The organism is Variovorax sp. PDC80 (assembly GCF_900115375.1).
Lineage (GTDB): Bacteria > Pseudomonadota > Gammaproteobacteria > Burkholderiales > Burkholderiaceae_C > Variovorax.
In genome coordinates this window covers 229497-240646 of sequence record NZ_FOWG01000004.1, presented here as the reverse complement: position 1 = coordinate 240646, position 11150 = coordinate 229497, and the positions used below count along the sequence as shown (strand labels likewise).

Sequence of the window (11150 nt, the reverse complement as noted above, 5' to 3'; positions counted from 1 at the left end):
ACTGCGATAGGGTGGAGCCCCGAACGAATCCCACACGAGACAGAAAAGACATGACGGCCCCTCACCCCTCACGGACGACCGCCCATGGCTGACAAGGATCCCATCCGCGTCGGCATCCTCTATTCGGAAACCGGCGTCACCTCGACCATCGGCCTGTCGCAGCTGCAGGGCGCACTGCTCGGCATCGAGGAGATCAACGCGGCCGGCGGCATCGACGGCCGCGAGCTGGTCGCCGTGCGCCACGACCCGCAGTCGAACCCGGCGCGCTATGCGCAGCTGGCCGAGAAGCTGATCGTGCAGGACCGGGTCAACGTGATCTTCGGCTGCTACATGTCGAGCAGCCGCAAGGCGGTGATCCCGGTGATCGAGAAGTGGAACAAACTGCTGTTCTACCCGACGCTCTACGAAGGCTTCGAGTATTCGGGCAACGTGATCTACACGGGCGCGGCGCCCAATCAGAACAGCGTGCAGCTGGCCGAGTTCATGACGACGAACTTCGGCGCGCGGGTCTACCTGATCGGCTCCGACTACATCTACCCCTACGAGTCGAACCGGATCATGGGCGAGCTGGTGATGCAGCGCCCCGGCAGCGAGAAGCTCGGCGAGCACTACGCGGCGCTCGACGCGACCGAGAAGGACTACCGGGCCATCATGGCCGACATCCGCGACAAGCAGCCCGACTTCATCTTCTCGACGGTGGTGGGCGACTCCACCGCGAGCCTGTACCGCGCCTATGCCGAGGCCGGCTTCGACCCGAAGCGCATGCCGATCGCGAGCCTCACGACCTCCGAGGCCGAGATCTCGCAGATGGGCCGCGGGGTGGCGACGGGGCACTTCACGGCGGCACCCTACTTCCAGTCGATCGACTCGCCGGCCAACCAGCGCTGCCTGACGCAACTGCGCGCCCGCTTCGGCGACGGCTGCGTACCCAACCTGTGCTGGGAAGCGGCCTACTTCCAGATGCACATCTACGCCAATGCCTTCGCGCAAGCGGGCAGCGACGGGATCGCGGAAATCCTGCCGCACATCCTGGGGGCCGAGTTCGATGCGCCGCAGGGGCGGGTGAAGATCGATCCGTCGAACCACCACACCTGTCTCTATCCGCGCATCGGGCGTGTGGATGCGCAGGGGCAGTTCACCATCGTTCGGCAGGCTACGCGTGCTGTGTATCCCGATCCCTATCTCGTGACGCATTCGCTCGGGGACTGGACGGCTCGGCTCGATACGCTGGAGGTCTAGGTGGAACGTGCTTTCTACCGTTGTGGGGGGCTCACGCCGACGGGGTACTCCCCTCCGCGAATGTCCCCCGGCCTGCGGCCTCCTCCTTGATTTCGCTGCGGGGAGTACCCCATCGACGTGAGCCTGGGCACGACGGTCGAACCGGCCGCACAACCCGAGCGTCCCCGTGCACAGGGCAGTGGGTGCTTCCCGCAGCGAAATCAAGGAGGAGCCCGAAGGGCGGGGGACATTCGCGGAGGGAAGTACCCGCTGTCCTGTGCACGCGCCCCGAACAAAAGCCTCAAGACCAACAACAAGAGGCCTGAAAGTGGAAAGCCCCCCAAAAAGACACACCCTGCGAGTGACACCACCGCAGCTCAAAGAACTGCGCCTGCTGAAGATCGCAGTCATCCACCCCGACGACAGCGACGGCCGCCAGCTCACCCAGCAGCTGCAGCGCATCGGCTGCCAGGTACAGGCCTTCTGGCCGCCGGTGCAGGCGCTGCCCGAGGGCATCGACGTGGCCTTCATGGCGGTGCAGCCCGACTTCATCAACCTGCGCTTCGAGTGGACCAAGAGCGAGGACGCGCCCGCCATCATCGCCGTCGTGACCTACGAGAACCCGACCATCGTCGAGGCCGTGCTCGAGATCGGCGCCAAGGCCGTGCTGCCCTCGCCGGTGCGCTCCTTCGGATTGTTGTCGGCGCTGGTGGTGGCGCGCGAGGCGCACAAGCAGAACCGCTCGCTCGCGCGGCGCCTGCGCAAGACCGAGGCCAAGCTGCTGGGCGTGCGCCAACTCGCGGAGGCCAAGGCGATTCTCATGAAGACGCACGGCGTGTCGGAGGGCCAGGCCTACGACCTGATCCGCGAGCAGGCGATGAGCAAACGTACCACCATGGAAGAGATCGCGGCCGCCATCGTCAACGCCAACGAGATCCTCTCGCTCGGCGCGCGCAAGCCCGAGGCTTCCTAAGACCGTTCAGGCCTGGCGGAAACCCGCCAGCACCTCGAGCACCCGCAGTGTGGCGCCGTCGAGCAGCGCGCGCGGCCGGTGCGCGATGCACAGGCGGCGCGTGAGCTTCGGCACGATCGGCAGGATCTGCAGGCGCTCGCCGAGCGCCGCGTCGGTCGTGGGCTGCAGCGGCAGCAGCGCGGCGCCATAGCCGGCCGCCACCAGGCTGCGGATGGCCGCGTCGTAGTTGAGCTCGATGCGCGCGCGCGGCGCGAAGCCCGCGGCCGCGAACCACTCCATCGTGAGCCGGTACATGTGGGTGGTCGCGTCGTTGAAGATCAGCGGCTGCTCGGCCAGCCAGGCCGGCGTGACGCGCCTGGGCGCCTTCGTGCGCTGCGGCACGAAGGCCATCATCGGCTGCGTGCGCCAGGGCGTGAACACCAGGTCGCGCAGCGGCGGCTGCGGCAGCGCCACCAGGCCGATGTCGAGCGTGCCTGCGGCCAGCCGCGCCAGCGCCTCGCCCGAGCCGAGGATCGCCACCTCGACGTCGATGCCCGCGTCCTGCGCGCCCAGCGCCTCGAGCACCTGCGGCAGCAGGTCGACCACCACCCCGGTCGACGTGCCCAGCCGCACGCGGCCGCTGCGGCCCTCGACCTGCCGCTTGACCGCGTCGAGCGCATCGTCGGTGTCGCGCAGCAGCTTGCGCCCGCGCTCCACCAGCGCCGCGCCGGCCGCCGTGGGCGTGATGCCGCGCGCGCCGCGCACCACCAGCTTGGCATCGAGCCGCGACTCGAGTTCGGAGACATGCAGGCTGACCGTGGGCTGCGCGAGGTGCAGCGCCTGCGCCGCGGCCGAGAAGCTGCCGAGGTCGGCGATCGCGATCAGGGTGCGCAGCTGGTCGAGGTTGAGGTGGCGCATGGGCGTCGAATCAGGAAAGCTGATGAGAAGGCTCAGAAATCTCAACTTCCACAATAGCACGGCGACGCCGAAGATGAGCGCACCGACACCGCAACCCCCAGGAGCCCATCGTGAAGACCGCATCGTCCCCGAGCTTTCGCCAACGCCTTCTGCATGCCCTGCGCGGCTGGCGCCGGCACGCGGCGAATCGCCGCCGGGCCCGTGCCGATGCGTGCCAGCTCGCCGGCATGAGCGAGCACGACCTGCGCGACCTCGGCGTTGGCCGCAGCGAACTGCCGGGGCTGATGCAGCCCGCGCCCTCGCACTGCGAGCACGGCCACCGCGCAAGCTGAAGGAAGCGCGCCCCGGCCCTTGCCGCGGCCTCGATTTGAGGTCCAATGCGGGGCGTGCCAAGTCCCGCTTCCGCTTCATCCCCGCTCGTCGTCGAGCTCACTTCCCCGCAGTCGGTCGACGGCCGGCGCGCGGCCTTCCAGTCGCTGTGGCTGCTGGTGCGCATGCGCCATGCGCACGACAGCCAGACCCCGATGGTGCGGCTGGCCGACCTGCGCGGCGAAGTGTCGGACGCGAGCACCCTGCGCATGGTCGTGAGCCGTGCCTTCCGCGACTTCAAGGCCTGGGGCATCGAGGTCGGCTGGGGCGAGGACAGCACGCGCGAGCCGCGCTTCCTCAATGCCGAGCGGCGCAGCCAGGGCCCGTTCTGGCTGCCGCCGGCCGAGGCGCGGCGCGTGCGCTGCGAGGTCGAGGGGCGCGCCGCCAGCGCGGCCGAGATCGCCTCGTTCCTCGGCCTGCGCGCGCGCACGGGCGCGACGGCGGGCGCCTCGGCGCCGCCCGAGGCGGTGCACCTGCAGGACGCGGCCTTCTGGAAACAGCTCGTGTCCGCGCAGCGGGCCGCGCGCCAGGGCCGGCTGATGACGCCGGTGGCCGGCGGTGCCAGCGATGACGCGGGCCAGCCGAGCGCGCTCGAATCGATACGGCTCGCGGGCACGCTCGCGGCCAGCGGCTTCCAGCGCGCGCTGGTCACGCTCAATGAGGCCATGCTGTGGCGCCGCCTCGGCGACAACGAACAGGCGCGCCGCCAGCTCGAGGTGCTCAAGAAGCAGCGCCTGGCGCACCACGTGGCGGGCAACGACTACCTCGGCGCGATGGAATGCATCGTCTCGGCCTGGTGCGCCTACACCGCGCGCGACCTGCCGCTGGCGCAGTCGCTGCTCGGCGGCATGGCCGACGACCCGGCGCGCAGCGTGGTGCTGCGCCACCATCCCGACGTGCGCTTCGAATGGTGCAACCTGTGGGCGCTCGGTTGCCGCTCGCGCGCGCTGGCGCTCGCGGCCGAGGATGCGCCGGCCGCCCGCCTGCTCGCCGAGGAATCGCTGCGCCGCTTCGGCGACGCGCTGACCGCGGCCTTCGAGTCGCACTCCTTCGACGCCGCCCAGCACGTGGCGGCCAACCTCGGCATGGCGGTGTGGCTGTTCGACCGCGTGGGCCTCGCGCTGCCCGCGCTCCCCTCGGCGCCGGCGGGCGGCCCGAAGCGGCGCGGCGATGCCCCGGCAGCGTCCGACACCACGCGCCATGCCGTGCAGTGGATCGCCTTCAGCGAATGGCTCTGCGGCCAGGCCGATGGCCAGGGCCGCTCGGCCTGGAACGCGATCTACCTGATGCGCATCGCGCGCGGCCATTGCGGCGCCGAGCCCCGGCCCACGCTCGCGCAGTTCCGCGCCCAGGCGCCGCTCGACCCGGCCGCGATCTCGGCGCTGGCCGGTCCGCTCGCCGATGCCTTCGACGCCACGCACTGGCCCGCGCGCTGGGTCGAGGTGGCGCAGGCGCGGCTGGCCGACCACCAGGCCGGCCGGCGCCGCTACCCGGGCCTGCAGCATTGCAGCCTGCTGTTCGAGCATGCGTGGTACGCGGCCCATGCGGGCGACCTGAAGGCGGCCGAGCGCTCGCTGGCCACGCTGCGCGAGGCGCTGCCGCAGCTGGTGCCCAGCGACCGCGCCTACTTCGCCGAGTCGTGGAACGACGGCCTGCCGGCCGAGCTGGTGCTGGAGGCGAAGCCGCCGCGACGGCCGGCGGCGCGGCCGAGGAAGAAGACATAGCAGCCCGAAAAGACCCGGGCGAACACACCACCCAACCGTTCACGCTGAGCTTGTCGAAGCGCTGCGCGAGGCTTCGACAAGCTCAGCCCGAACGGTTGGACAGATCTCAGCCGCGCGCCGCGATGCAGTCGATCTCGATGTCGAAGGGCCCGAACCAGGCCGGCACGCAGACGAAGATGCGCGCGGGCGGCGACTCGGGGAAGTAGCGCGCATAGACCGCGTTGACCGCGGCGAACTTCTCCACCGAGGTGCAGTACACGTTGCACTTGAGCGCATTCGCGAGCGACGAACCCGCCGTCTCCAGGCACAGCTTCAGCTGTTCGAGCACCAGCTCGGCCTGCCGCTCGACCGACGCGCCGACCGCCACCTGCCCGGTCTCGGGATCGAAGGGCGGCAGGCCCGAGACATAGACGGTGTCGCCATGGCGCGTGACGATGGAGGCCGGTGCCTTCCAGCGATCGAGCCAGGTGGAGAGGGGTTCGACACGGATGACTTCGCGCGCGGGCATGGGAATCCTTCTGTTGCGGTGGATGACGATGACCGCGATGGTGCGGCCTTCGTCCCCCGCACGCTTCGTCCCGCGACGAAGCGTTCAGCCGCCCGTGCCCATGCCCAATGCCAGCCGCACGCGCTCGCGCAGCACCGGCAGCACCTCGCTCTCGAACCACGGATGGCGCTGCTGCCAGCCGGTGTTGCGCGGCGAGGGATGCGGCAGCGGGATGACGCGCGGCGCGAATTCCGCGAAGGCGCGCACGGTCTCGGTCACGCCATCGCGCGCCCGGCTGCCCAGGTGGCGGCGCTGCGCGTACTGGCCGATCAGCAGCGTGAGCTCGACGCGCGGCATCTGCGCCAGCAGCCGCTCGTGCCACAGCGGCGCGCACTCCTTGCGCGGCGGCAGGTCGCCGCTGGTGCCGCGGCCCGGGTAGCAGAAGCCCATGGGCACGAGCGCGATGCGCGAGGCGTCGTAGAACAGTTCGCGCTCCACGCCGAGCCAGCGCCGCAGCTGGTCGCCGCTGCGGTCGTCCCAGGGCACGCCCGTGCGGTGCACCGTCATGCTCGGGGCCTGGCCAACGATCAGCAGCCGCGCCTGCGCGCCGGCCTGCACCACCGGGCGCGGGCCCAGCGGCAGATGCACCTCGCAGACGCGGCAGGCGCGGATCTCGGCGAGCAGCGGCTCCACGCGCGTCAGCGGCCGAAGGGCTTGAAGAAGGCGTTGAGCTCGGCCCCGGGCGCGGCGTCGGCGAAGCCGTCGAAGCGGCCCTCGTCGGCCAGCGTGCGCGCGGCGCGGATGAAGCCGCCCCAGGCCGCGCGCGCCATCGCGCCGCCCACGCTGACGCGGCGCACGCCGAGCGCCTCGATGTCCTTCATCGTGAGTTCGCTGGTCGCGCCGACCAGCAGGTTCACCGGCTTGGGCGCGACCGCCGCGACCACGGCCGCGATCTGCTCGCGCGTCTTGATGCCGGGCGCGTAGAGGCAGTCGGCGCCGGCGTCGGCGTAGGCCTTGAGGCGCGCGATCGCATCGTCGAGGTCGGGCCGGCCGGCGAAGAAGTTCTCGGCGCGGCCGATCAGCAGCGTGTCGCCGCCCGCCGCATCGATGGCGCCGCGCGCGGCGCGCATGCGCTCGACCGCGACCTCGATGGGGAACAGCGGTGCGTCGGCATGGCCGGTCGAGTCCTCGATCGACAGGCCGGCCACGCCGGTCTCGACAGCGAGCCGCACGCTCTGGGCCACGGCCTGCGGATCGGCGCCGAAGCCGTTCTCGAAATCGGCATTGACCGGCAGCGAGGTGGCGGCCACCAGTTCGCGCAGGTGCGCGAGCACCGCGTCGCGCGCGATGGCGCCGTCGGCCTGGCCGTGCGACCAGGCGAAGCCCGAGCTGGTGGTGGCGAGCGCCTTGTAGCCCAGGCCTTCGAGGTAGCGCGCGCTGCCGGTGTCCCAGGGGTTGGGGATGACGAAGCAGCCCTGGGCGTGCAGCGCGCGGAAGGCCGCGCGTTTCTCGGCGACGGTGGGGTTCGTGGGGGTCATGGGGTCTGTTCCTTCTTCGATGAAATTCGATGCCAGGGCGCGAAGCCGTTCAGGATAAGCCAGCGCCCGGCTGCGGCGCGCCGGGCGGATGGGCCAGCAGGTGGTCGATGAAGGCGCGCACCGCCGGCAGCATGCCGCGGCGCGTGGCGAAGGCTGCCTGGATCTCGCTCGCGGTGCAGGCCCAGTCGGGAAACAGGTGCACTAGGCGGCCCTCGCGCAGCTCGTCGCGGCACAGGATCTCGGGCAGCAGCGCCACGCCCAGGCCCTGCAGCGCCACGTGCCGGAGCGCGAACATGTCGTCGGCGACCAGGCGCGGCACGAAGTCCAGTTCGTGCACCTGCTTGCCGCGCTCCAGCCGCCACAGGTGGCGCTCGCCGGTGTCGGGCAGCGAAAGCATCGGCCAGGCGGCCAGGTCGTCGAGGCTCGCGGGCGTGCCCAGGCGCTCGAGCAGCGCCGGGCTCGCGAGCAGCACGTCGACCGTGCGGCCCAGCGGCCGCGCGACCAGGCTCGAATCCTCGAGCGGCGGGCGCCGCACGCGCAGCACCACGTCGACGTTCTCCTGCAGCGGATCGACGCGCCGGTGGCTGACCTCGAGCGACAGCCGCACCTCGGGAAAGGCGCGCATGAAATCGGGGATCAGCGGCGTGAGCCAGAACTGCGCGAGCGTGAAGGGCGCGCTCACGCGCAGCGGCCCCTGCGGCCGCGCGACCGCCTGGCGCACCACGTCGAAGGCCTCCTCGCCCGCGGCCACCGTGGCCTGGCAGCGCTCGTAGAACTGCTCGCCGACATGGGTCAGCAGCAGCCGGCGCGAGCTGCGCTGCAACAGCCGCACGCCCAGCCGTTCCTCGAGCTGCGCGACGCGGCGGCTCAGGCGCGACTTGGGAATGCCCAGGTGCCGGCTCGCGGCGCTGAAGCCCTGCTGCTGCACCACGTGCGCGAACAGCGCGAGGTCGTTGAAATCGTCCATGTCTCCTGTTCCGCTGGCAGAACGATCCGTTCTTTTTCGGCGGATTGTTGTCGTTTCGTTCCATCAGCATCATCGATCGCCTCATATCGGTCAATGTCCACGCCCATGAAAATCGCCAGCTTCCATCACCGCGGTGCCCTTCGCTTCGGCGTGGTCCGAAACGACGACGTGCTCGACGCCAGCGCCCTGCCCGGCGCGCCGGCCGGCGTGCGCGAGCTGCTGGCGCGCGGCGACGAGGGCCTGGCCTGGCTGCACGCGGCCATCGAGACGGCACCACGTCTGCCGCTGGCCGATGTGCGGCTTACGGCGCCGGTGCCCGCGCCGCGCAAGTTCCTCGGCCTCGGCGGCAACTACGCCTCGCACCTCGAGGAGGCCGCGAAGCTCGGCCTCGTGCGGCCGCCGGGACAGGTGTGGTTCAACAAGCAGGTGTCGTGCGTGGCCGGCCCCTTCTACGACGTGCACCGGCCGCGCGTGTCAGCGCAGTTCGACTACGAGGGCGAGCTCGGCGTGGTCATCGGCCGGCGCTGCCGCCATGTGCACGCCGAGGAGGCGATGGCCATGGTCGCGGGCTATGTGGTGGTCAACGACATGAGCGTGCGCGACTGGCAGCTGCGCGCGCCCACGCATACGCTGGGCAAGTCCTTCGATACCCACGGCCCCTTCGGCCCCTGGCTGGTGACGCGCGACGAGATCGCCGACCCGCATGCGCTGCGGCTGCGCACCTGGGTCAACGGCGAGCTGCGCCAGGACGGCAACACGGCCCAGATGATCCATCGCATCGAGGCCATGCTGGTCGAACTCACGACCGCCTTCACCCTCGAGCCCGGCGACGTGCTGAGCACCGGCAGCCCCGCGGGCGTCGGCGGCCTGATGGATCCGCCGCGCTACCTGGTGGCGGGCGACGTGGTGCGCGTGGAGATCGAGGGCATCGGCCACATCGAGAACCGCGTGGTGGAAGAACCCATGGAGACCGCCCGATGAACGAACCCCAACGCGCCCTGCCCGACCTCGCCTCTCCCGCATTGCGGCCCGTCAAGCTCGCCCACGTGGTGCTGCGCGTGGCCGAGCTCGCGCGTTCGCGCGCCTGGTACCTCGCGGTGCTGCAGGCGCGCGTGGCCTTCGAGAACGAGATGCTGTGCTTCCTGAGCTACGACGACGAGCACCACCGCATCGGCCTGATCGCGCGCCCCGACCTGGGCCGCGAGGCCGATGCGAACACCGGGCTCGAGCACATCGCCTTCACCTACGGCTCGCTGGCCGCGCTGCTCGCCAACCACCGGCGGCTGGCCGCGCTCGGCATCGTGCCCTACTGGTGCATCAACCACGGGCCGACGATCTCGATGTACTACCGTGACCCCGACGGCCACCGGCTCGAGCTGCAGCACGACGTGTTCGAGACCGCCGCCGAGGTCGACGCCTTCTTCGCGGGCGGTGCCTATGCCGAGAACTTCATGGGCGTGGTGTTCGACCCCGCGGACCTGGCCGCGCGCTTCGAGGCCGGCGAGCCGCTGGCTTCGCTGACCGCGCGGCCCGGCCTGCCAGTAGGCCAGGGGCCGTGGGACATGTTCGTGCCCTGACAAGGTGTGAGGCAGGCTCAGCACTCCACCACGTTGACCGCGAGCCCGCCGAGCGAGGTCTCCTTGTAGGTCGACTTCATGTCCTCGCCGGTCTGCTTCATGGTGCGGATCACGGCATCGAGCGAGACGTAGTGGCTGCCGTCGCCGCGCAGCGCCATGCGCGCCGCGTTGATGGCCTTCACCGCGCCCATCGCATTGCGTTCCACGCAGGGGATCTGCACCATGCCGCCGACCGGGTCGCAGGTCAGGCCGAGGTTGTGCTCCATGCCGATCTCGGCCGCGTTCTCGACCTGCGCCGGCGTGCCGCCGAGCACCGCGGCCAGCGCGCCGGCCGCCATCGAACAGGCCACGCCGACCTCGCCCTGGCAGCCGACCTCGGCGCCCGAGATCGAGGCGTTGGTCTTGTAGAGCATGCCGATCGCCGCGGCCGTGAGCAGGAAGTCGACGATGCCCGCGTCGCTCGCATTCGGCACGAAGCGCTGGTAGTAGTGCATCACGGCCGGCACCACGCCGGCCGCGCCGTTGGTGGGCGCGGTCACCACGCGGCCGCCGGCCGCGTTCTCCTCGTTCACGGCCATCGCGAAGGCATTGACCCAGTCCATGGCCGCGAGCGGATCGGCCGCGCCGGCCTGCGCCAGCAGCTCGCGGTGCAGCTCGCCCGCGCGCCGCCGCATGCGCAGCGGGCCGGGCAGCGCTTGCGCGGCCAGCGGGTTGTCGATGCCGAAGCCGCGCTGCACGCACTGCTGCATCACGCCCCAGATGCGCAGCAGGCCCGCGCGCACCTCGGCTTCGGGGCGCCAGGCGCATTCGTTGCGCAGCACCAGCGCGGCCACCGAGAGGTCGTTGGCCTGGCATTGCGCCATCAGTTCGTCGCCGGTCGAGAACGGATGCGGCACCGCCACCGCCGCGGTCTGCGCCACGGCCTGGCCGCCCTCGACGACGAAGCCGCCGCCGACCGAGAAATAGCGGCCCTCGGCGAGCACCGCATCGTCGGTGGCGAAGGCCGTGAAGCGCATCGCGTTCGGATGCTCGGGCAGCGACTCCTCGCCGCGAAACACGATGTCGCGCACGCGGTCGAAGGCGATCGGCGTGGTGCCCAGCAGCATCAGCGTGCCGCCGCGGCGCAGCGCCTCGAGCCGCGGCTGCACGGTCTCGGGCCGCACCGTGTCGGGCGCGTCGCCGAACAGGCCGAGGATCACGCCCTGGTCGGTCGCATGGCCGTGGCCGGTGGCGCCGAGCGAGCCGAACAGGTCGACGCGCAATCGCGCGACGCGCTCGAGCAGGCCCCGCTGCTCGAGCGAGCGCGCGAACAGCAGCGCCGCGCGCATCGGGCCCACGGTGTGCGAGCTCGAGGGCCCGATTCCGATCTTGAAGATGTCGAAGGCGGACAGCATCAGCGC

The 11150-nt window shown here is 71.1% G+C and carries 12 protein-coding genes; 6 read left to right on the top strand and 6 right to left on the bottom strand.

Annotation, left to right across the window (positions count from 1 at the left end):
- The first annotated feature begins 84 nt into the window (after positions 1-84).
- Positions 85-1239, top strand: a complete 1155-nt coding sequence (locus BM109_RS14555) for an ABC transporter substrate-binding protein (RefSeq protein ID WP_093343792.1) — start codon at positions 85-87, stop codon at positions 1237-1239.
- A gap of 334 nt (positions 1240-1573) precedes the next feature.
- On the top strand, positions 1574-2191 hold the full coding sequence (locus BM109_RS14550; protein WP_281078057.1) for an ANTAR domain-containing response regulator: 618 nt from the start codon (positions 1574-1576) through the stop codon (positions 2189-2191).
- A gap of 6 nt (positions 2192-2197) precedes the next feature.
- On the opposite strand, the gene BM109_RS14545 is transcribed toward BM109_RS14550, so the two are convergent.
- Positions 2198-3088 carry a LysR family transcriptional regulator gene (locus tag BM109_RS14545; protein ID WP_093343790.1) on the bottom strand — a complete coding sequence of 297 codons (891 nt, stop codon included), beginning with the start codon at positions 3086-3088 and terminating at the stop codon, positions 2198-2200.
- A 110-nt stretch (positions 3089-3198) separates the two neighbouring features.
- Between BM109_RS14545 and BM109_RS14540 the strand changes: the two genes are divergently transcribed.
- Both BM109_RS14540 and BM109_RS14535 read left to right on the top strand, forming a co-directional pair.
- Positions 3199-3420 carry a DUF1127 domain-containing protein gene (locus tag BM109_RS14540; RefSeq protein WP_057598545.1) on the top strand — a complete coding sequence of 74 codons (222 nt, stop codon included), beginning with the start codon at positions 3199-3201 and terminating at the stop codon, positions 3418-3420.
- Between the two features lie 54 nt (positions 3421-3474).
- Positions 3475-5181 carry a hypothetical protein gene (locus BM109_RS14535; protein ID WP_371268811.1) on the top strand — a complete coding sequence of 569 codons (1707 nt, stop codon included), beginning with the start codon at positions 3475-3477 and terminating at the stop codon, positions 5179-5181.
- A 106-nt stretch (positions 5182-5287) separates the two neighbouring features.
- Here the strand turns inward: BM109_RS14535 and BM109_RS14530 are convergent, their stop codons facing one another.
- The 4 genes from BM109_RS14530 to BM109_RS14515 all read right to left on the bottom strand — a co-directional run bounded on the left by BM109_RS14530 (position 5288) and on the right by BM109_RS14515 (position 8173).
- Positions 5288-5689, bottom strand: coding sequence for a RidA family protein (locus tag BM109_RS14530; RefSeq protein WP_093343787.1), 402 nt, complete (start codon positions 5687-5689; stop codon positions 5288-5290).
- A gap of 84 nt (positions 5690-5773) precedes the next feature.
- Positions 5774-6361, bottom strand: coding sequence for a uracil-DNA glycosylase family protein (locus tag BM109_RS14525; protein WP_057592366.1), 588 nt, complete (start codon positions 6359-6361; stop codon positions 5774-5776).
- Positions 6362-6366: 5 nt separating this feature from the next.
- Complete coding sequence (locus tag BM109_RS14520) at positions 6367-7206, bottom strand: isocitrate lyase/PEP mutase family protein (protein WP_093343785.1); 840 nt, start codon at positions 7204-7206, stop codon at positions 6367-6369.
- A gap of 49 nt (positions 7207-7255) precedes the next feature.
- Positions 7256-8173 carry a LysR substrate-binding domain-containing protein gene (locus tag BM109_RS14515; protein ID WP_093343784.1) on the bottom strand — a complete coding sequence of 306 codons (918 nt, stop codon included), beginning with the start codon at positions 8171-8173 and terminating at the stop codon, positions 7256-7258.
- A gap of 105 nt (positions 8174-8278) precedes the next feature.
- Here BM109_RS14515 and BM109_RS14510 point away from each other — a divergent pair, with 105 nt between their 5' ends.
- Both BM109_RS14510 and BM109_RS14505 read left to right on the top strand, forming a co-directional pair.
- Positions 8279-9154: a fumarylacetoacetate hydrolase family protein gene (locus BM109_RS14510; RefSeq protein WP_093343782.1), complete on the top strand. Its 876-nt coding sequence runs from the start codon at positions 8279-8281 to the stop codon at positions 9152-9154.
- Positions 9151-9750: a VOC family protein gene (locus tag BM109_RS14505; protein WP_093343781.1), complete on the top strand. Its 600-nt coding sequence runs from the start codon at positions 9151-9153 to the stop codon at positions 9748-9750. Before BM109_RS14510 ends, BM109_RS14505 begins: the two co-directional genes overlap by 4 nt.
- Positions 9751-9767: 17 nt before the next feature.
- Here BM109_RS14505 and BM109_RS14500 read toward each other — a convergent pair whose 3' ends face one another.
- Positions 9768-11147, bottom strand: coding sequence for an L-serine ammonia-lyase (locus BM109_RS14500; RefSeq protein WP_177239355.1), 1380 nt, complete (start codon positions 11145-11147; stop codon positions 9768-9770).
- Positions 11148-11150: the final 3 nt, after the last annotated feature.

Coding starts and splice junctions, on each gene's coding strand:
- BM109_RS14555 (WP_093343792.1), top strand. CDS start 85: ATGGCTGACAAGGATCCCATCCGCGTCGGCATCCTCTATTCGGAAACC.
- BM109_RS14545 (WP_093343790.1), bottom strand. CDS start 3,088: ATGCGCCACCTCAACCTCGACCAGCTGCGCACCCTGATCGCGATCGCC.
- BM109_RS14530 (WP_093343787.1), bottom strand. CDS start 5,689: ATGCCCGCGCGCGAAGTCATCCGTGTCGAACCCCTCTCCACCTGGCTC.
- BM109_RS14520 (WP_093343785.1), bottom strand. CDS start 7,206: ATGACCCCCACGAACCCCACCGTCGCCGAGAAACGCGCGGCCTTCCGC.
- BM109_RS14515 (WP_093343784.1), bottom strand. CDS start 8,173: ATGGACGATTTCAACGACCTCGCGCTGTTCGCGCACGTGGTGCAGCAG.
- BM109_RS14510 (WP_093343782.1), top strand. CDS start 8,279: ATGAAAATCGCCAGCTTCCATCACCGCGGTGCCCTTCGCTTCGGCGTG.
- BM109_RS14505 (WP_093343781.1), top strand. CDS start 9,151: ATGAACGAACCCCAACGCGCCCTGCCCGACCTCGCCTCTCCCGCATTG.